General features: G+C 61.8%; 22 protein-coding genes and 1 pseudogene. 8 read left to right on the top strand and 15 right to left on the bottom strand.

From position 1 onward, the window contains the following. Positions 1-74: 74 nt before the first annotated feature. The 8 genes from LB513_RS04580 to LB513_RS04545 form a co-directional block, all read right to left on the bottom strand. A complete protein-coding gene (locus tag LB513_RS04580) occupies positions 75-686 on the bottom strand; it encodes a LysE family translocator (RefSeq protein WP_224662278.1) in 612 nt (203 codons plus the stop codon). A gap of 75 nt (positions 687-761) precedes the next feature. Continuing rightward, positions 762-1,121 carry a YkgJ family cysteine cluster protein gene (locus LB513_RS04575; protein WP_411962679.1) on the bottom strand — a complete coding sequence of 120 codons (360 nt, stop codon included), beginning with the start codon at positions 1,119-1,121 and terminating at the stop codon, positions 762-764. A gap of 4 nt (positions 1,122-1,125) precedes the next feature. Further along, positions 1,126-1,293, bottom strand: coding sequence for a hypothetical protein (locus LB513_RS04570; protein ID WP_224662277.1), 168 nt, complete (start codon positions 1,291-1,293; stop codon positions 1,126-1,128). Position 1,294: 1 nt separating this feature from the next. Continuing rightward, the gene (locus LB513_RS04565) at positions 1,295-1,702 is read right to left on the bottom strand and encodes a hypothetical protein (protein ID WP_224662276.1); all 408 of its coding nucleotides are present in this window, start codon (positions 1,700-1,702) and stop codon (positions 1,295-1,297) included. After that, on the bottom strand, positions 1,702-1,929 hold the full coding sequence (locus LB513_RS04560; protein ID WP_224662275.1) for a hypothetical protein: 228 nt from the start codon (positions 1,927-1,929) through the stop codon (positions 1,702-1,704). The genes LB513_RS04565 and LB513_RS04560 overlap by 1 nt, the downstream gene beginning before the upstream one ends. A gap of 329 nt (positions 1,930-2,258) precedes the next feature. Next, complete coding sequence (locus tag LB513_RS04555; protein WP_010915421.1) at positions 2,259-2,468, bottom strand: cold-shock protein; 210 nt, start codon at positions 2,466-2,468, stop codon at positions 2,259-2,261. 342 nt (positions 2,469-2,810) lie between these two features. Further along, positions 2,811-3,464, bottom strand: coding sequence for a glutathione S-transferase family protein (locus tag LB513_RS04550; protein WP_224662274.1), 654 nt, complete (start codon positions 3,462-3,464; stop codon positions 2,811-2,813). Positions 3,465-3,590: 126 nt separating this feature from the next. Then, positions 3,591-4,721, bottom strand: coding sequence for a metallophosphoesterase (locus tag LB513_RS04545; protein WP_224662273.1), 1,131 nt, complete (start codon positions 4,719-4,721; stop codon positions 3,591-3,593). Between the two features lie 136 nt (positions 4,722-4,857). On the opposite strand from LB513_RS04545, the gene LB513_RS04540 reads away from it, so the two are divergent. Beyond that, positions 4,858-5,448, top strand: a complete 591-nt coding sequence (locus LB513_RS04540) for a hypothetical protein (RefSeq protein ID WP_224662272.1) — start codon at positions 4,858-4,860, stop codon at positions 5,446-5,448. A gap of 90 nt (positions 5,449-5,538) precedes the next feature. Here LB513_RS04540 and LB513_RS04535 read toward each other — a convergent pair whose 3' ends face one another. Then, a complete protein-coding gene (locus tag LB513_RS04535) occupies positions 5,539-6,489 on the bottom strand; it encodes a glycosyl transferase family 90 (RefSeq protein WP_224662271.1) in 951 nt (316 codons plus the stop codon). Between the two features lie 232 nt (positions 6,490-6,721). Here LB513_RS04535 and LB513_RS04530 point away from each other — a divergent pair, with 232 nt between their 5' ends. Continuing rightward, positions 6,722-7,495: an SDR family NAD(P)-dependent oxidoreductase gene (locus LB513_RS04530; RefSeq protein WP_224662270.1), complete on the top strand. Its 774-nt coding sequence runs from the start codon at positions 6,722-6,724 to the stop codon at positions 7,493-7,495. 95 nt (positions 7,496-7,590) lie between these two features. Then, complete coding sequence (locus LB513_RS04525; protein ID WP_224662269.1) at positions 7,591-8,571, top strand: glycosyltransferase family 10 domain-containing protein; 981 nt, start codon at positions 7,591-7,593, stop codon at positions 8,569-8,571. A gap of 18 nt (positions 8,572-8,589) precedes the next feature. Here LB513_RS04525 and LB513_RS25230 read toward each other — a convergent pair whose 3' ends face one another. Further along, positions 8,590-9,354 carry a HAMP domain-containing sensor histidine kinase gene (locus tag LB513_RS25230; RefSeq protein ID WP_318011172.1) on the bottom strand — a complete coding sequence of 255 codons (765 nt, stop codon included), beginning with the start codon at positions 9,352-9,354 and terminating at the stop codon, positions 8,590-8,592. 18 nt (positions 9,355-9,372) lie between these two features. Next, a pseudogene (locus LB513_RS25225) lies at positions 9,373-9,678 on the bottom strand (GAF domain-containing protein); the annotation flags it as partial. A 289-nt stretch (positions 9,679-9,967) separates the two neighbouring features. Here LB513_RS25225 and fumC point away from each other — a divergent pair. From fumC to LB513_RS04505, 3 genes are all read left to right on the top strand, one after another. Continuing rightward, a complete protein-coding gene (gene fumC / locus LB513_RS04515; RefSeq protein WP_224662267.1) occupies positions 9,968-11,365 on the top strand; it encodes a class II fumarate hydratase in 1,398 nt (465 codons plus the stop codon). Positions 11,366-11,503: 138 nt separating this feature from the next. Beyond that, positions 11,504-11,920, top strand: a complete 417-nt coding sequence (locus tag LB513_RS04510; RefSeq protein WP_224662266.1) for a DoxX family protein — start codon at positions 11,504-11,506, stop codon at positions 11,918-11,920. 96 nt (positions 11,921-12,016) lie between these two features. Continuing rightward, positions 12,017-12,421 carry a DoxX family protein gene (locus LB513_RS04505; RefSeq protein WP_224662265.1) on the top strand — a complete coding sequence of 135 codons (405 nt, stop codon included), beginning with the start codon at positions 12,017-12,019 and terminating at the stop codon, positions 12,419-12,421. A 2-nt stretch (positions 12,422-12,423) separates the two neighbouring features. On the opposite strand, the gene ppx is transcribed toward LB513_RS04505, so the two are convergent. Beyond that, positions 12,424-13,959 carry an exopolyphosphatase gene (gene ppx / locus LB513_RS04500; RefSeq protein WP_224662264.1) on the bottom strand — a complete coding sequence of 512 codons (1,536 nt, stop codon included), beginning with the start codon at positions 13,957-13,959 and terminating at the stop codon, positions 12,424-12,426. Continuing rightward, entirely contained in the window at positions 13,959-16,160 is a 2,202-nt protein-coding gene (locus LB513_RS04495) for an RNA degradosome polyphosphate kinase (RefSeq protein ID WP_224662263.1), read from the bottom strand. Before LB513_RS04495 ends, ppx begins: the two co-directional genes overlap by 1 nt. 144 nt (positions 16,161-16,304) lie before the next feature. Here LB513_RS04495 and LB513_RS04490 point away from each other — a divergent pair, with 144 nt between their 5' ends. Beyond that, a complete protein-coding gene (locus tag LB513_RS04490; protein ID WP_015318409.1) occupies positions 16,305-16,550 on the top strand; it encodes a zinc-finger domain-containing protein in 246 nt (81 codons plus the stop codon). A gap of 16 nt (positions 16,551-16,566) precedes the next feature. Then, complete coding sequence (locus LB513_RS04485) at positions 16,567-17,787, top strand: FAD-dependent monooxygenase (RefSeq protein WP_224662262.1); 1,221 nt, start codon at positions 16,567-16,569, stop codon at positions 17,785-17,787. A gap of 42 nt (positions 17,788-17,829) precedes the next feature. Here LB513_RS04485 and LB513_RS04480 read toward each other — a convergent pair whose 3' ends face one another. Together LB513_RS04480 and LB513_RS04475 are read right to left on the bottom strand one after the other, a co-directional pair. Continuing rightward, complete coding sequence (locus LB513_RS04480) at positions 17,830-18,498, bottom strand: TIGR02117 family protein (RefSeq protein ID WP_224662261.1); 669 nt, start codon at positions 18,496-18,498, stop codon at positions 17,830-17,832. Positions 18,499-18,621: 123 nt separating this feature from the next. Continuing rightward, positions 18,622-19,371, bottom strand: a complete 750-nt coding sequence (locus LB513_RS04475; protein ID WP_031213892.1) for an amino acid ABC transporter ATP-binding protein — start codon at positions 19,369-19,371, stop codon at positions 18,622-18,624. Positions 19,372-19,428 lie beyond the last annotated feature (57 nt).

Below are 19,428 nucleotides of genomic sequence, written 5' to 3'. Positions count from 1 at the left end.
CCTTTTCGTTGCCGGATTGCGGCTCACCATGACAAAGTCAGGCCGGCCCCGCCATCCCAACGTCTGTGCGGCGGCTATCGATCTGCCAATGCCAGCTTGGCGCCGAGCAGTACAAAAGCTCCGGCGAATGTGCGGCGCATCCAGGTCAGGATCATTGGGCGTGTCACGACATGGCTGCGGATCGAAGCAGCGAAGATGCCGTAAGCGACGAAGACCGCAAACGTCAAAAGCATGAAGACGGAGCTGAGTTCCAGCATCTTCGACAGCGCATTGGGTTCGGGGGTGCTGACGAATTGCGGCAGGAACGCAAAAAAGAAGATCGAGAGTTTCGGGTTCAGCACGTTGACGAGTATGCCCGTGGCGATCACCTTGCCGGCCGAACGCGGCGCGACATTGTCCTCGACGCTCAGGCCGCCTTTTTCCTTCAGTGTGTTCCAGGCCATGTAAAGCAGATAGGCGACGCCGAGATATTTCAGCGTCTCGAAAGCCACCGCGCTTGTGTGCAGCAGCGCCGCCAAACCTGTGATGGCGGCGATCATATGCGGGACAATGCCAAGGGTGCAGCCGAGCGCTGCGACGATGGCAGCCCGGGATCCGCGCGAGAGCCCGGCGCTCAGCGTATAAAGAACGCCGGTTCCCGGCGATGCGACGACAATCAAAGACGTCAACAGAAACTCGACGCTCAAGATGATCTCCTCCCCTTCCTCCTTTCACGAAGGTAGTCGGAACATCGAGCGCTCACAAGCGGTGGGGAATCGCTGCTAGAGGACGGAAAACCCGTGTGCCCGCCGGGCGATCAGGCACTCGTCATCGCCAGGCATGCAAGCCCGGCATACGTCGGGTCGAACCTGGTAGACGAGGCAGGCCGTCGACTTGCCAACTTCGCCCGACAGGGCCGAGCAGCGCTGGCCGTCACAGCGCATACCGGAGAGATCCGCCGCCACGTATTTTTCAGGAATTAGGTCGAGCTGCGCGTCGTCCTCGGTGGAAAAGCGCGGCCACTCCGGCGAGTAGGAACAACAGGCGCCGCAACTTTGGCAATCGAAAGGAAGCCGGCTTGCTGCAGCCGCCAAAGCAAGCTGCCCAGGCTCTCCGGGATGGCTGTCGGCTTCCCGCGGCAAGATGCTATTTCTTCTTGCCTGTCTTGCCCTTTGGCGAATCCGCCGGCGTCTTGAACAGATCGGTTGCCGTCTCAGTGGGCACGCCTGCCTTCGGTGCGGCGGCCGGCTTGGCCGTCTTTGCGGCGGCCGCCGGAACGGCCGGCTGTGCCTTCGAAGAGAATTTAATGGCCATGTCAGTCCTCGTCGACAAATCGCGATGATGGCGCGCGCGGATTGCGCAAGCGGCCGATCAGCGCCGAGACCGCCGTGATGTTCATTTCCTCGGGCGACCAGTTCTTTGCCGCCTCTATGTGATGCGGCGCCAGTTCGCGATGCGTGCTGCCGCTGTAGGCGGCGTCCTGGTACGTCACCCGCTCATGGGTCTTGGCGTCCTCGCGGACATATTCGATCAGGTAGTTCGGGCATTCGGCGCGTCCACGCACACCGAGCCGCACTTGGGCATCGCCGTGAGCACGCTTGCAGCGTTCCAGCTTTTCAAGCACCCGGCGCACGTATTCGACCGGCTTGTCGAGGCCATCGACGACGTCGGCGATGGTTGAGTCGGCTGCAATCGATTTCGGGGGGACGCGCTTGGTGGCCATCAACGTCTTCCGGCTCGTTTCGGCAAAGCGGCCAGCGCCGCCGCGGCGACGATGTCGTCTGCCTGCTTTTCCAGGCGCAATTCGCGCAGGCGCGCGGTCTTGGCTTCCCTCGCTTCGGTGACGGCGTCGCGCTCGGAAGTGATCCGGTTGAGGGACATCGACTGGGTCTGTGCTTTGCTGAAAAGCGATGCGGGCTGATCGGCCGCTGTCTTGGGACTCGTGGTCAAAATCTCTCTCCTGTCGGGAGCCTAGCGCCGAGAGCGGCCTGCCCGGCCCTTGGGTCGGGGCCACGCAAAGCAAACACGGCAACCGGAGCATCCCTTAGCACGTTCACGCCGGGGCGCAGCGCCTTTTCGGTTGAAACCGCGTAAAATGAAAAAGGCCAGGCACCGCCTGACCTCCCATGAGAGCGCCGTGCATCCACTGGACGCACGGAAACGCTCGCTTTATGCGCATGACATGCCTTGGAAACTCACGTCTCCGGAGCCATGCGCAGGAATTCGCCATTCACCGGTGCCAGTACATCCGTGGTCACCGGGAAGGCCGAATTCTTTCTTCAGGCCGCCTTCAACTGATCGGCGGACATCTTGCCCGACTTGTTGTCGCGGACCATCTCGTAGCCGAGCTTCTGGCCTTCGACGATGTCACGCATGCCGGCGCGCTCTACGGCCGAGATGTGTACGAAAACGTCGGCCGAACCGTCGTCAGGCTGAATAAAACCAAAACCCTTGGTGGCGTTGAACCATTTAACTGTGCCGGTGCTCATGACGAACCCTTTCCATGGCAAATATTCGTTCGCCGTCATGCGAGTGCACAACGCCGTTTGTCTCGATTTTGATGTGGGAAGTTCGTCAAAGTCGCGCTCGAAAGCGCGGATAACAAAAGTCAGTCAAACAAATATCGACAAACACCTTCTAGCTGTATTCCAGGCCCGTGTCAAATCTTAAGAAACGAGCATCGAACATCGCCTCTCAAGTTGCGATCCGGTCCCGTCGCATGACCGCGCTCGGCGCATGGACGCAAGGGGGCCGCCCTCCCCGCCCGTATGATTCACGCGACGCAATCAGCGCCCTGCCGGTAGCAGCCACGCCGCGTTGGTCTTACGTTGTTATTCGTCCGGGCCGGGCTCCGGCCACGTCTCCTTGGCTGCCTCCGCGTACCATTGGCGCATCGCCGGCGTCGCCAGGACAGCGTCGACATAGGCTCGCGTCACGGGCGCCAAGGTCCCTCCATAGGTGTCGAAGCGCGTGACGACCGGCGCATACATGGCGTCGGCGGCCGTGAAATGGCCGAACAGGAACGGTCCGCCTGCACCGTATTTCTCCCGGCACTCGGCCCACAACGCCTCGATGCGCGCGCGCTGTGCCTCGCCTTCGGCGTCGAGACGCACATGGCCCTGTGGCCTGCGCAAATTCATCGGCCAGCCATAACGGACCTCGCGAAAACCCGAGTGCATCTCGGTTGCCGCGCATCGCGCCAGAGCGCGGGCGCCAAGATCCGCCGGCCAGAGATGCTTTTCGGGAAATAGATCGGCGAGGTATTCAAGGATCGCGAGCGTCTCCCATACAACCCTGCCATTGTGGTTCAACACCGGCACCTGCCCTGTCGGTGAGACCTTGGCAAGGTTGGCAGCTGTTTCGGGCGTTCGCAGTCGCACGAAACCTTCTTCGAATGGAATTTCGAGATGCTTCATCGCCACCCATGGCCGCAACGACCATGATGAGAAGCACTTATTGCCGATGAAGAGCTTGAATTCAGACATTGTTCCCCCGTGCGCCCGATTGTTCAAAGTCCGTATGGGCGGCGCTGGCAGCAGCGTGGCCGACAGCGTTGCCACTGCCAGAGGTGATTGTCCAATCGCAAATGCGGCGCCGAGAGTTGGCCCCCTTCACAAGCTCCAGGCCTTGCTGAAGGCGTTGGTAAAGGCGACCTCGCCATGATCGCCGGTCGCCTCGCCCAATACAACATCCATGCCGTCGCCGGTTACCCTGGCAAGCGCGAAACCACCCATGTAGGCAGCCTTCGGCTTGAACAGGTCGAGCCCGGCCCGGCGGTAGATCAGTGGGGTTTCATGCTGGTGGCCGTGAAAGATGGCGACGACATTGTAACCCTTCAGCGCCGCCAGCAGTGCCTGCCGGTCCGCCTCTGCCCACCAGTGCGGGGGCCCGGTGCCGCTATCGTCGAACGTCGTCTTTGCTGGATCCCATCGCTCCGTCGAAAAGCTGTCCCAGCCATAATGCTGGAACAGGATGACCGGACGGCCGTCCGCCGCATAGGTGGCCAGATCCTGTTTCAGCCAAGCCAGGCCGCTGACCGCGCCGTGGCCGATGTCACCCGCAAAACGATGCGTCTGGACAAGATGAAGGCCGCCCCAGTCCCACGAATAACAGTCGGTATCGACATCGTAATCCGTGGCAGGCACGGGCGGCTTGAAGAACACGCCGGGGCGGTGATTGACCTCGACATAGTCGCGCAGCTCGCGCCGGTACCAGTCGACATGATGCGGCGGGCCGTTCTGGTCGAGATCGTGGTTTCCGAGCCCGACATAGACCGGGACATGCACGCGGTCGGGGCCCATCCCCTGCTGATAGCGCTGGCTGAACTGAAGAAGTTGCGTGCCTTCGCTGGGCTGGGTGATCTGGCCCCCGCCATCGTCCGTCATGTCGCCACCGATGACAAGGCCGAGCGGGATTCCGATGCGGCGACCGGCCGAGCGCAGGCCGGTGGCGGCGCCGTTGATCTCGGCCGGCCAGTCCTTGTCGCCAAGCCCATTCAGCGCAGCGACGTTGCGCAGCAGAGCCGCATCGGTCTTGCCTTCGCTCTGGCAGTTGGGGCTCAAACCGTTCGCCATGCGGCAGGCATGGACATCGGCGACGAACAGAAAGGTTGCGTCTATCGGCTGGATGCGTTGGCCGGTCTGGCCGTGGGCCGATCGCCAAATCATGCCGGCGGCAAAGCCCGCAGCACAAGTCAGGAAGCGGCGTCGCGATAACGATGCCTGCGAATAGTGATCGATCATATCCGGAAATTCAGCATGAGCGGCGCCCCCCGGTCCAGTTCGCCGATGTGACGACATGCATTGATCATCGGCATCTGGCTGGACCTTGTCGTTTCCACTAGCATAGAGTCTTTCGCTGCAAGCAACGGGGGACGTTATGAGGATTGCAGTTTTCGGCGTGGTCTTGGCTTTCCTATCGGCTGGCGTTGCGCAGGCCGGTCAGTGCATCGATGCCAAATCGGCCCGCAACGGGTTCGTTCTGGCAAGGCCCGGCATCCAAAGCGAATTTCGGCCGGCAGCGGGTGGAATGACGGCCGTCGCCAACATTTATGAGTCGCAATCGCCGCAAACGCAGTTCCTGTTCGCCGGATTGATCGAGGTGTTTCGCGACAGCGATACGGGAAGGGTGGCGATGATCCCGTTTGCCGATTTGCGAAAACTGTTCCCACTGAAGGCCGGGGCGAAGAGCACGATAGAGTTCGTCGAGTTGTCGCCGAACAAACAGCCCAAGAGCACCAAGACACTGACCCTGGTGGTGAAGGGCAAGGAGGCGTTCCGTCTGGGCACCTGCAAATACAATGTGCTGGCCGTCAACGAGACCTTCAAGAATGGCGCCGGCCAGACGCTGGATGCCTTCACCGCGCTATACGCGCCCGATCTGCAAGCCGTGCTTGCCCGACGCTATGATGAAGGCACGAGTGCGCAATCGGTCAATGGCTATGAGACGATCAAGCCGCTGGCCGAGTAAGATGCGAGCCGCCATCAGGTATTGGCTGAAGCTCAGACGCTTTGAAAATCGCCTTGGCGATAAACACCAGATTGCCGCTGGCATCCTTGGTCAGCCTGGCCAGCCCGTCACGCGCTTACGGTCCTGGAGGCCAGACTTCAGATTACCGCCGGCGTCCGCATGAGCCTTGAGAAGCCGAGCCCAAGCCGAGACCGCGGCGGCACGTGTCAGCCGGGTCCGTGCGAAATGCTGCGCTTCCCCTGATATTTCGGCCTCCCTTTTGGGATTGGCGCGCAGCCATTCAATACGCTCGACCAGATCGGACATATCGCGCGCCACCGGGACATAGTGCCGGAACGGCTCGATCTCGTCGAAGAACCATTCTCGCCAGGGCCGCTCCTGCAGCAGCACGACGCGCCTGGTGTGAAGCAGCATCTTGAACCGGCCACTGTAGCCGGCACCCTCGATGTCGATCATATACCGGTAGGTGGCGACCTGGTCTTCCATCGTCCGGAACCTGCTGGAATACCGATTGATCGCGATATCGTAGTTTGGCTCGGTATCGTATGCCTCGACGAGGTCGGGCCGCGCCGCAGCAGCCTGGACGACCCTTTTACGGCCGTTGTTCATACAACGCCCGGCCCAAAACAGCCTGTTGTCACGCGCGGGCTGTTCCGACGCGGCTGCCATTGCCCGTGTCTTTTGATCATAATCGTCGAACTTCGCGTCCGGCCAGCCACCGAAAACGAAATCGGGCGCAGCCACCTCGCCATAGCCGGCGGCTTGAGAGAATGCGAATCGTGTCGTGAAGTAGCGGTGCCGCCTGCGCGACGGCGTGTCTCCAAGAAGCATATAGAAGGGCGGCAGGTCGCGGACATCAAGCGACACCAATGCCTCGGCGATCAGGGCCAGCACCTGCTCGTGCCTTTCAAGCCAGGCGGCTCGTGACCGCACCTTGAGCTTTCCGCGATCAAAGCGGCAGTGGATTTCGCCACGGTTCAGGCCGGGCAGCAAGCGCCTCTCGACCTCGACAACATTGATGGGCAGGGGCGATTTCAGCATTCGCGCTTCCGGCAACACCATCGTCGTCAGGTGCTTGGGGACAAGTGGATCGGACCAAAGCCGCCGCGTTCAGCTTGAACCCGCACGGCTTGTTGATCAAGGCGGCTATCTTGTTCCCTGCTAAGATGCAAGTTGCCCTGGCTGGACTATTCATACGCTGGGATAGGCCGATGGCTTGACCAGAGCGTTGGATTCGCGGCGCTTTCGCCGGACGAGGATGCGGGAGCATGCGATGAAGCTTGGTGGCAAGCAGGCTTTGGTGACCGGAGGTTCCGAGGGCATCGGTTTTGCGATCGCCGAGGCTTTCCTGCGCGAGGGTGCCGACGTCGTGATCGTCGGTCGCGATGCCGGAAAACTGGCAAGCGCCAGCGACAATCTCGCAAGGGCTGGCAGGAATGGAAGTGTCAGGACGCTGTCGGCCGACCTTGCTGCCGATTCAGGCGTCGAAGCCGTCGTCGAGCACGTGAAGGTGTCGGGGCGACCGCTCGACATTCTTGTCAACAATGCCGGGATGGCTTTCCTTGTGTCCTTCGAGACAGTCAGCCGGGAGCAGTTTCAGCAATCTTTCGCGCTCAACGTGGCTGCGGTTTTCTTCCTCACCCAGGGCTTGCTGCCGCATCTAGGCGCCGGTGCCTCGGTGATCAACATCTCCTCCTACTTCGCCCATAAGATGATCCCGCGGCGGCCGTCGAGCCTCTATTCCCTGTCCAAGGGCGCGTTGAACTCACTGACCAAGTCGCTGGCATTCGAACTCGGTCCACGCGGCATACGTGTCAACGCCATCGCGCCCGGCACCGTGGACACTGCCATGCGGCGCAAGACAGTCGACAATCTGCCGGCCGAGGCCAAGGCCGAGTTGAGCGCCTATGTCGCGCGCAGCTATCCACTGGGCAGGATCGGTCGCCCCGAAGACCTTGCCGGGATCGCGGTTCACCTTGCCAGCGACGAGGCCGCCTGGACGAGCGGGGCCATTTTTGCAATCGATGGCGGATACACTGCAGGGTAGCAGGACTGCCCTGCTTCAGCACCAGCAATGCCTCGCCTTGACGGTCCGCCAATTCGGCGTCTCTTGCACCTGGAGAAGTCCCGGAAATCTGTGCCATGTCGTCAAGCGACCCGCTGATCCTTTTCTATACCTCCTTCTTCCGTAAGCCGGTCGACATCGAGGCGATCCGTGAGGAAGGGCGTTGGACTACGGACAAGGGCCGGCTTTCAGAAGCCGCGGCGGTGGTTTTTCACATTCCGGATTTCCAGGAAATCGGCGATGCCCGCAAATATCCCGGACAATATTGGGTAGCGTGGTCGATGGAGAGCCGTCAGAATTACTCACACGCGACGCGGCCCGAGGCCATGAAGCATTTCGATATAATCATGACGCATGAAGCGCATGCCGACGTCTGGACGCCCTACCTGCCCAAGGCTGGCGAGTGGCAAGACATGGTTGCCAAACCGATCGCTCGAAAGACCGAGCAAGCGCCGGTTGCGCTGTTCCAGTCCGCCCCTTTCAACCTCAGCGGCCGCGCTGATTTCACAGCGCAACTTTCGCGCCACATCAGAATCGATTCCTATGGCAGGCACTTTAACAACCGGACGGTCAGCGGGCCGGATCTGGGCAGAAAAACGAAGATAGAGACCATCGCCCGGCACAGGTTCTGCCTCGCGCTGGAAAACTCGATCGAGCCCGACTACGTCACGGAAAAGATATACGATGCGTTCGAGGCCGGCACAGTGCCGATCTATCTTGGCGCGCCGAACGTGAACGACTTCGTCCCCGGAAATTCCTATATCGACGCCAGCGCTTTCCCAGACGAGAAAACCCTGGCTGACTATCTTCGGCACGTTGTCGCAACGCCGGAGGAGTATGACGCCTACTTCGCCTGGCGATCGAAGCCGCTGCCAGACACCATCGTGAAACGTCTGCCAGTACTGGAAACCCCCCACTTCCGTCGCCTGACGAACCTTGTGCGTCGAAAGCTGGAGGCGCAGTCCACGATGCCGTCGGGGCGATCAACTCTCCCGTTCGGCCGTATGTCTTTCCTGCGCACGCGGCTACGCCGCTGGAGGAAAAGGATTCCCGGATGACAAACCTTCGATTGACGGTCAGGCGCCATCCAATGGCATGCGAAACACAAAGCGCGTCTCCTGCGGTGACGAAGCAGCCTCGACCTTGCCCGAATGCATCTTGGCAATCTCGGCGGCAATGAAAAGGCCAAGTCCCAAGCCCTGATCGTCCGCGGTCTTGCCGCGCACGAAGGGCTCGAACAAATTGGCCATCATTTCGGCTGCTATCGGCTTGCCGCTATTGGCAACCGAGAAAAAAAGTTCCCCGCCTGCAGTCGTGGCTTCCACCCTGACCGGCGCGCCGGAGGCGCCATGGTTGAGCGCGTTGCCGATCAGGTTCGAGAACAGCCTCGCAAGCCGCAGATGATCGGCGATGACAGGCGCCGGAACATCAAAGTCGGTTTCGATCACTCGGTCCGGATGAATGGAGCGAAATTCCGACACGACCTGCTCAAGTACCGGGCCCATCGGCTTGGGCTCGGTTGTCTTGCCCACCAGCCCGGCGCCCATCCGGCTTCGGGCAAAGTCGAGTACATTGTCGATCAGGCCACCCATGCGCGCCACGCTGCCTTCCATCAGGGCCAGAATCTGCGCGCGCTTTGGCTCGTCATCGGTGCGCTTGAGCATATTGACGCCGGAGGCGATCGAACCGAGCGGATTGCGCAGGTCGTGGCCAAGGACGGCGATGAACTGGTCGCGCAGTTCCTTGTTCTCACGCTCGAGCAGGATTTCGGCGCGGGCCGCGTCGAGCCGATCCGCGGAATCCAGATGGGCGGCTATCAGTTCCGCGAACAGCTTGAACATGCCCACGGTTTCGGGATTTTTCAACCGCGCCGGACGCGGATCGATCGCGCACAAGGTGCCGAAAAACCGACCGTCCTTTCGGAGGATCGGCATCGATATATAACTCTGGAAGCCATATTGCGCGGGCGTGTGGTGGTTGGAAAAGGCCTGATCATCGGCAACGCTGTCAATGACCACAGCTTCGTGGCTTGCACGGATCTCGTTGCAGATGGTGGTCTCGACCTTCAGCTCGCCGCCCGGCGCGAGACCGAAATCGATATTGTCGAGAACTTCGCAGACAATCCACCGATCTTCGGTGACCCGGGCGACCGCGGCAAAACCCATCCCGGTGGTGCGGCAGACGACATCAAGAATGGTCGGAACCGCGTCGATGCGCGCGATAAGGTCAATGTCCTGCTGAAAATCGTGTGCCACGTCTACCCTGGTCGGTCGTTTGCCCGGCACCCTATTTGATGGCTCGATCCATGTCATCACACTGAAGCGTCTAACCTGCATTGGGGAGGCGTCAATGTGCTGAACCGATTCGTATACTTTCCGTGCGCAATCTTGACTTGAAGGCCCTTGTGCAACGCGGTAGGCCGTTGCCAGATTCGGCACAGCGGAGAACGCGCCCGTGAGCACGTCAAAGACCAGAACCGAAACCGATACGTTCGGTCCCATCGAGGTCGACGCAGGCCGCTACTGGGGGGCGCAGGCACAGCGGTCGCTCGGCAACTTCAAGATCGGTTGGGAAAAGCAGCCCATCTCGATCGTGCGTGCGCTCGGCATCGTCAAGCGTGCGGCGGCCGAAGCCAATATGGAGCTGAAGCGGCTGGATCCCGTGATCGGCAAGGCGATCGTCAACGCCTCCCAAGAGGTCATCGACGGAAAGCTCAACGACCATTTCCCGCTCGCCGTGTGGCAAACCGGCTCCGGCACGCAGTCCAACATGAATGCGAACGAGGTGATCTCAAACCGGGCCATCGAGATGCTTGGCGGCGTCATGGGCACGAAGAAGCCGGTTCATCCCAATGACCACGTCAATATGAGCCAGTCGTCGAACGATACCTATCCGACGGCCATGCACATCGCCTGCGCCGAGCGCATCGTGCACGACCTTTTGCCGGCGCTGAAGCACCTGCATAAGGCGCTCGCGGCCAAGAGCCGGGAATTCAACCACATCATCAAGATCGGCCGTACCCACACCCAGGATGCGACCCCGCTGACCCTCGGCCAGGAATTCTCCGGCTACGCGGCACAGGTCGCTTCGTCGATCAAGCGCATCGAACTGACGCTGCCAGGCCTGCAGGAACTGGCGCAGGGCGGCACCGCCGTCGGCACAGGTCTCAATGCGCCGGTTGGCTTCGCCGAGCGCGTGGCCGATCGCATCGCCGCCATCACCGGCATCGCCTTCGTCACCGCGCCCAACAAGTTCGAGGCACTCGCCGCTCACGATTCCATGGTGTTCTCGCATGGCGCCATCAACGCGGCGGCGGCAGCGCTGTTCAAGGTCGCCAATGACATCCGCTTCCTCGGCTCCGGCCCGCGTTCAGGGCTTGGCGAATTGTCGCTGCCGGAAAACGAGCCCGGCTCGTCGATCATGCCAGGCAAGGTAAACCCGACGCAGTGCGAAGCGATGACTCAGGTCTGCGTGCAGGTGTTCGGCAACAACGCCGCCGTGACCTTCGCGGGCAGCCAGGGCCATTTCGAGCTCAATGTCTACAACCCGCTGATGGCGTACAACTTCCTGCAATCCGTGCAGTTGCTCGCCGACGCCTCGGTCTCCTTCACCGATAACTGCGTTGTTGGCATCGAGGCGCGTGAGGACAACATCAAAGCGGCGCTCGACCGCTCGCTGATGCTGGTGACGGCGCTGGCGCCGACCATCGGGTACGACAATGCCGCCAAGATCGCCAAGACGGCGCATAAGAACGGCACGACCTTGCGGGAGGAAGCGCTCGCGACCGGGCTGGTCAGCGAGGCCGACTATGACCGCCTGGTCCGGCCCGGAGACATGACCCATCCGGGGTAGGCAGTGTCTGAATTCGCGACCGTTGCGCGGCTCGCGAAGCGCGAGCATTGTGAACAATGTGTCGTCACATCGGCGGCTTTGGTGAACAGCCATCATGGGCTATTCCACGGATCATTCAAACCGTTCGGAGACACCGCAATGTCCATCAGCTCAGCCGGAACCGCCGCTGCTTCCAGCAGCTCCACCACCATCCTTCTCGGCCGCATTCTGCTCGCCGTCATATTCGTGCTGTCGGGCTTCAACAAACTCGCCGATATTGCTGGCACAGCCGGCTATTTCGGCTCGATGGGCCTTCCCGTCCCGACCGTCACGGCCGTGGTCGTCGGCCTGATCGAACTACTCGGTGGCCTCGCCATCGTCGTAGGCTTCCAGACACGCATCGTGGCCTGGGTGTTGGCTGCCTTCACAATCGCAACCGCTCTTGTCGCCCACACGGGTTGGGCCGACCAGAACCAGATGATCCATTTCCTCAAGAACGTCGCCATAGCCGGCGGCTTCCTGGTACTCGCCTCTTCCGGCGCCGGCGCCTACTCGATCGACGCCAAGCGCGGCTGATCGACGTCGAGCCTTCTGGAGAAGAGCGGCGCGGAATTTTCCGCGCCGCTTTTTCGTTGTCCGTCATTGCGCAAGCCACGGACAAGGGTGGTGACAGTGCCTCGTAACCTCGTGCTCCTGCTTTCCCGGCTGCTTTTCGCCGCCCTGTTCGTGCCGTCGGGATTCAACGCGATTTCCGGCATCTCCGGCACGACAAGCTATTTCGCCGGGCTTGGTCTGCCGCTACCGACGCTCGCCGCGTGGGGTACGGGCCTGTTCGAATTGATAGCGGGATTGCTCATCCTGGCCGGCTTCCAGACAAGGATCGTTGCCCTGGCGGTCGCCGTCTTCTGCATCGTGGCAGGCTTCATCGGTCATTATGGCCAAGGCGGGGATGACCCGACACTGGCTTTCCTGCACACGCAGATGCTGATGAAGGACATCGCAATCGCGGGCGGCTTTCTGGCGCTGGCCATTGCCGGCGCCGGCGCCTGGTCGATCGACGCGCGTGGTTCGGTGTAGGCCTACTTCACCGACATGCTCGGGCCGCCCTCGACCGAGAGCACCAGCCGGCGATTTGTGATGCGGGCCAGTTGCGCCAGGCGCCCGGCCGGCCGCTCGCCGTATAGATCGGCCAGCGACGCCGGCAACACCAGTGCCAGCACACCATTGGCGCGCTGCTCCCATTTCAGTCTCGGCATGATGCCGGGCATCGACGCCGTCAGCAGGTAGACGACGCGCATCATCGCCGCCAGCACCCGAGCCCGTTCGAGATAGCGCGGTGTTGCCAGTGCCTTGATCTCGGAGTCGATGGATTCGTTGAAGATGCCGTCGTGACGGTATGCATTGGCCAGTGCCAGGAACGCGCGACCAGGATGGTCGACACCGAAGAATGAGGCGTGCGCGATGATGTTCAGCGACTGCTTGCCGCGATATTCGGGATGCGCGCGCCAGCCAATATCGGCGAGCAATGCCGCGGCATGGCGATAGCGCGCTTCATCCTCCGTCTCGTCGATGCCGAAGGCGGCGAATGTCCGGGCGGTCCATTCGACCAGTTCGTGTGAGTGGGTGACGGAGCGCGACCGCAGCCGGGCAAGTTCCTCCGCCGCCGAAATCAGGGGATCGGCCTTTTGCTCGGCTTCGTCGAGCAGCGAATACAGAAAACCCTCGCGCACGCCGAGCGCCGAAACGATGATTTTGGACGGCTGCATCGCCGTCATGATCTCCTGCAACACGATGGCGCCATAGGGCAGCAGCGAGCGGCGGTTTTTCGAGACGCCTTCGATGCCCTTGACCTTCTCGATCTCGCCTTTCGCCACCTGCCTGAGGAAATTCGCGGCGCTCTCGATCCCGATCTCGTAGTGATGCATGACGCCGAGCGGATAGTTGGTCATTTCCATGTGCAGCCTGGCGAGATTTCGCCATGTGCCGCCAACGGCGTAGAAGGGCCTGCCCTGCCCGCCTTTGAGCAGCTTGGCCCGCGCCAGCTCGTCACGCGTGATCTTCGCCGCCTGGGCAAGCGAATTCTTCGCCATGTCCTGCAGTCGCAGGCCGCCTAACGGCAGGGTGATCCCGTCGCCGATGGCCTCGCCCGCGACATCGACCAGTTCGAGGCTGCCGCCGCCAAGGTCGCCGGCGATGCCGTCGGCCGGGTGAAAGCCGGAGATGACCCCGAGCGCCGAATAATGGGCCTCCTGGCGGCCGCTCAACACGCGGATTTCGGTCTTCAGTACATCCTGCGCCCGATGGATGAAGTCGGGGCCGTTGACGGCCTCGCGGGCGGCGGCCGTAGCCAGCACATAGATCTGGGCAGCGCCGGCCTGTTCGGACAGCGCACGGAAGCGGCGGAACTCTTCCATCGATCGCGTCACCGCTTCCGGATCGAGCTTGCCGGTCGACACGATGCCGCGGCCGAGGCCTGCCAGCATCTTTTCGTTGAACAGCATGGTCGGCGAGCGCGCCAGCCCCTCATAGACGACAAGACGGATCGAGTTCGACCCGATGTCGATGATGGACAGCGGTCGGCGGTCCTGCAGCCGGCCTTGGGATTCCGCCTGCATCAGCTGGACGCTGCTGCGTTCTTCTTGCGGCGCTTGAATTGCGCGATGCGCTTGGGCGCGTGCGACTTCAGCGCATCACCCCGTCCGGACAGGCTGGGATTGGTCATGAAATATTCCTGCGCGTTGAACGGTTCCTCGCCCTCCTCCAGCACCACGCGCCGGGAGGTTCCGTCTGCCAATACGTCGAAACTTTGCTGATTGTCCATGATGTTGCCGAGCATGATCTGCCCCAGGATCTGTTCGTGCACAGTCGGATTGGTGATCGGCACCATCGTCTCGACACGGCGATCGAGATTGCGCGGCATGAGATCGGCCGAGGAGATGTAGACGATCGCTTCGTCCGAGGGCAGCCCGTAGCCGTTGCCGAAACAATAGATTCGGCTGTGTTCGAGGAAGCGTCCAACGATCGACTTCACCCTGATGTTCTCCGACAGGCCGGGCACTTGCGGCCTCAGGCAACAGATGCCGCGCACGACGAGGTCGATCTCGACCCCCGCCCGGCTGGCGTCATAGAGCGCGTCGATGATGATCGGGTCGACGAGCGCGTTCATCTTCATCCAGATCCGCGCCGGTTTGCCCGCGTGCGCATAAGCGACTTCGTCGGAAATATGCTTGAGAATCCGGTTTCTGAGCGTGAACGGCGAGATAGCCAGCCGCATTTCATCCGTCGGCTCGGCATAGCCGGTGATGAAGTTGAAGAGCTGGGCTACGTCCCTGGCGATCGTCGGGTCGGTGGTGAAGAAGGACAGGTCGGTGTAGATGCGGGCGGTAACCGGGTGGTAATTGCCGGTGCCGAGATGCACGTAATTGCGCAGCTTGCCGTCCTCGCGGCGTACGACCAGCGACATTTTCGCGTGGGTCTTGAGCTCTAGGAAGCCGAAGACGACCTGCACGCCGGCGCGCTCCAGGTCGCGCGCCCAGCGGATATTGGCTTCCTCGTCGAAACGAGCCTTCAATTCCACCAGCGCCGTGACCGACTTGCCCGCCTCGGCGGCGTCGACCAGAGCGCGCACGATCGGGCTGTCGTTGGAGGTGCGGTACAGCGTCTGCTTGATCGCTACCACTTCCGGGTCGGCCATCGCCTGGCGCAGGAATTGCACAACGACGTCGAAGGATTCATACGGGTGGTGGACGACGATGTCCTTCTCCCGAATGGCCGCGAAACAGTCGCCGCCATGCTCGCGGATGCGCTCGGGAAAGCGCGGATTGTAGGGCGTGAACTTCAGATCGTCGCGTGGGACGGCGACGATCTCGGAAATCTGGCTGAGCGCCAGCGGACCGGTCAGCACGCTGATGCGGCTCGACGAGACGCCGAGCTCGCCGGCGACGAATTCGCGCAGTTCGCCCGGCATCAGCCTGTCGAATTCGATGCGGATGACCGAGCCGCGGCGCCGGCGCTTCAGGGCCGTTTCGAACAGGCGCACGAGGTCCTCGGACTCTTCCTCGACCTCGATATCGCTGTCGCGAATGATCCGGAACGTGCCCGAACCCTTGACCTCGTAGCCGGGAAACAGCTTGCCGATATAGAGGCCGACCGCCTCCTCAAGCGGGATGAACCGGACATGCTGCTTGCGGTCAGGCAGACGGATGAACCGCTTCAGGGCGACGGGCAGGCGAAGCAGCGCGCTCATTTCCTCGCCATTCTTGCGATGGCGCAGCTGCAATGCCATCGAGAAGCCGAGATTGGGAATGAACGGGAACGGATGCGCCGGGTCGATCGACAGCGGCGTCAACACCGGGAACACCTGCTCCTGGAAATGGTCCTCCAGCCAGATTTTCTCGTCCTTGCTCAGGGCGTCGCGGGTAATGGTCTCGATGCCTTCCTTGTTGAGCAGGACGGTGAGAGCCGAAAGGCTGTTCTGTTGGTCTTCCTGCAGCCGTTCGACTTCGCGCAGCAACTGCTCGAGCTGCTGCTCGGGAGTGCGTCCGTCCGGGCTCTTCAGCACGATGCCTTCGCGCACTTGGCCTGCGAGGCCGGCGACGCGCACCATGAAGAACTCGTCCAGGTTTCCGGCCGATATCGACAGGAAGCGGACGCGCTCCAGGAGCGGATGATTGAGATTGAGGGACTCTTCGAGGACGCGCCGGTTGAACTGCAGCCAGGAAAATTCACGATTGACGAAACGGTCGGGGTTGCCGCCTTCCGGGCTCGCGGCCTCGATATTGGTGAATTCGCTTTTGACAGGCTTCAGTTCATTCATAATTTCCGCTCTTCCCACCAGCTCTGCCGCTTAACCGGCTTAACTTATCCTCTGACAGGGTTTTGCGACAGTTTCATTTCATCGATCTTGCAAACAGGCCCGTTATGATCCAGATGCAGACGAGATTGCGTTAAGGAGACGACGATGGCAGGCGGTTCCATTCCCCATTTCCAGAACGATGCGGGCCATCCGGCGATCGACATCGGGGTCAAGGAATTCATGTGCACCGGCGCCAACCCGCCCTTCGACCACCCGCATGTGTTTCTCGACATGGGCGACGACAATGAGAAGGTCTGCCCCTATTGCTCGACGCTCTACCGCTACTCGCCCAAGCTGAAGGCGACGGAAACGCTGCCAGCCGGCTGCCTCTACATCGACCAGGCCGCCTGATGCTCTCGCACAGCTGATGGACGACAAGCGCCCCCCGCCAGTCGTCATCGCCGGGGCAGGTGTCGCCGGACTGACAGCGGCAATTGCTTTTGCCGAACGTGGCTACCGCGTGCACGTGTTCGAGCAGGCGGCACGCCTCGAGGCCGTGGGTGCCGGCCTCCAGCTTTCCCCTAACGCGACACGCATCCTGCGGGATCTTGGCGCCCTCGATAGGCTGCTGCCGGCGGCGGTGCGGCCGCAGGCCGTTGTACTCAAGGATGCGAGGACATTGCGCCAGTTGGCGCGCGTGCCGCTCGGCCAATCGGCGGAAAGCCGTTGGCGCGCGCCCTACCTCGTTGCGCATCGGGCCGACCTGCAAAGCGCTCTCATGGAGCGCGTCGCCGAGATGCCCGCCATCGATCTCACCCTTGGCGCACGCGTCCGGAGACTCGCAGTCGGCAGCCAGGGTGTTAGGGCGAACGTCGAAATCGGCGGCAGGACGACGGAGCAACAAGGCTCGTTGCTGGTTGGCGCCGATGGCGTCTGGTCATCGGTACGCGGGCTTGTCGATTCCGAAAAGATGGCCGCGGCCAGAAACCGCTTTTCGGGCGCGTTGGCCTGGCGCGCCACTGTCGGCACGGATAGTCCCGCCGGCCGCGCCTTCGCCGCCATCGGCGCGGCCGACTGTGTCACGACGTTTCTGCATCCGGGCTTCCACATGGTCGCCTACCCCGTGAGCAACGGCGACGCGTTCAACCTCGTCGCGATCACCAAGGGTGAGCGCATCGCTGAAGGTTGGTCGGGCCACGCCGACCCCGGCATCCTGGCCGATGCATCGCGAGGCTGTGCCCCCGGCCTGGCAAAGGTGATGGACCTGGTTGATCCATGGCTGACCTGGCCGCTCCATACGGTCGACCAGAGTCAGCCTTGGACCTTGCCAGGCGGCATTGCGCTGATCGGCGACGCGGCGCATGCGATGACCCCGTTCGCGGCGCAAGGCGCGGCGATGGCGATAGAGGACGCGGCAATGCTTGCCGATGCCGTGGCCGGCTCGCGGGCCGATCCGGCAGCCGGACTGAAAACCTGGGAGGCGCTGCGGAGGCCGCGCATAGCCAAGGCCGCCCGGCGCGGAGCCCTCAATCGCCTTGCCTGGCATGCCGCCGGGCCGGTGGCCATCGCGCGTAACCTATTTCTGAAAATGCGCGGCCCGGAAAAGCTCGCAGCCGATCTCGACTGGCTTTATGGATGGGAGCGGTAAAAATTGATCCGGAGCTGACGCCGGTTCGCTCTGGCCGCTTTCCTAATTGTAGAGCCGCATCGACAGGCCGAGCGAGACCGGCAGCGGGTTCCACCAGCCGGTGCGCAGTCCGGCAGTCCGCAGCGCCGCCGCGGTCCAGGTGTTGCATCCTACCAGTGCGTTGAAGTGCCCCTTGGCCTCGAAGAAACGATCATATCTGGAATAGGCCGCGTTCTCGATGACGACCGGGCCGCCCTCCCCTCGCTGAAAGCTCACGGCGATGAAATCGAGCAAGGCGGCGAAGCCATCCTCGCCGATATCAAAGCTCGCGACGTCCGGGCGCGGTTCGGCGATGTCGCCGGCGATATCCACATGCATGACCGAAGTGTCGAGGGTCAGCGCTTTCATAACCGGAACGGCCTTGAGTTGCGACCATGTCGGCGTTTCCAGATAAAAGGCGCGACCGCCCCAGCCAAAAACGATGTAGCGCACCCCGGCCATGTCGGTCGGCATGCCGGCATCGAGCAGGAAATGGAAACGACGAAGCACTGCATCGTCGACCGGAATGGCGATGTCCGTGTGGATCGGATTCCTGAGGACGAGGATATGGCGGGGGTTCGCGGGTTGGTCGCCGGCTGTTTGCAAAAGCGGTCGCGGCACCAATGCTCCCAGCGTCACGGCGAGAGCCGCCACGATCATCAGGCGGACCAGCATACGTCCAAGCTTCTTCATGATGACTGCCTTGCGAACGCTTGGGCGTGACACGAACGTGCGACACCTGCTCTCCATACGCAAAAGAGCCCGGCGCTGTTTCAGCCGAGCTCTCCTGGAGGTCGAAGACAGTTCGTCCAGGGGTCAGTGCAGGATCTGCGACAGGAACAATTTTGTGCGCTCATGGCGCGGATGGTCGAAGAATTCGGCCGGCGTGTTCTGCTCGACGATCTGGCCTTGATCCATGAAGATGACGCGGTTGGCGACCTTGCGCGCGAAGCCCATTTCGTGGGTGACGCACAGCATGGTCATGCCTTCCTCGGCCAGGCCGACCATCGTTTCCAGGACTTCCTTGATCATTTCCGGATCCAGCGCCGAGGTCGGCTCGTCGAACAGCATGATGCGCGGGTTCATGCACAAAGAACGCGCGATCGCCACGCGCTGCTGCTGGCCGCCGGATAGCTGACCCGGATATTTGTTGGCCTGCTCGGGAATCTTGACGCGCTTGAGGAAGTGCATGGCGATTTCCTCGGCCTGCTTTTTCGGTGTCTTGCGCACCCAGATCGGCGCCAGTGTGCAGTTTTCGAGGATGGTGAGATGCGGGAAGAGGTTGAAGTGCTGGAACACCATGCCCACCTCGCGGCGCACTTCGTCGATCTTCTTCAGGTCGTTGGTTAGTTCCTTGCCGTCGACGATGATCTTGCCCTTCTGGTGCTCCTCCAGCCGGTTGATGCAGCGGATCATCGTGGACTTGCCCGAGCCGGACGGGCCGCAGATGACGATGCGCTCGCCGCGCATCACCTTGAGATTGATGTCCTTCAGCACATGGAACTCGCCGTACCATTTGTGCATGGCGATGATGTCGATGGCGACATCGGTGGTCGAGATCTGCATCTTGGCCGCGTTGACCTTGATCTCTTCGGCGCTGACGGCGTTTTCGGTGGCCATGAC

It is taken from the genome of Mesorhizobium sp. ES1-1, from assembly GCF_020164785.1.
In the GTDB taxonomy this organism is placed as follows: Bacteria; Pseudomonadota; Alphaproteobacteria; order Rhizobiales; family Rhizobiaceae; genus Mesorhizobium.
This window is presented reverse-complemented; position numbering and strand designations above follow the sequence as displayed.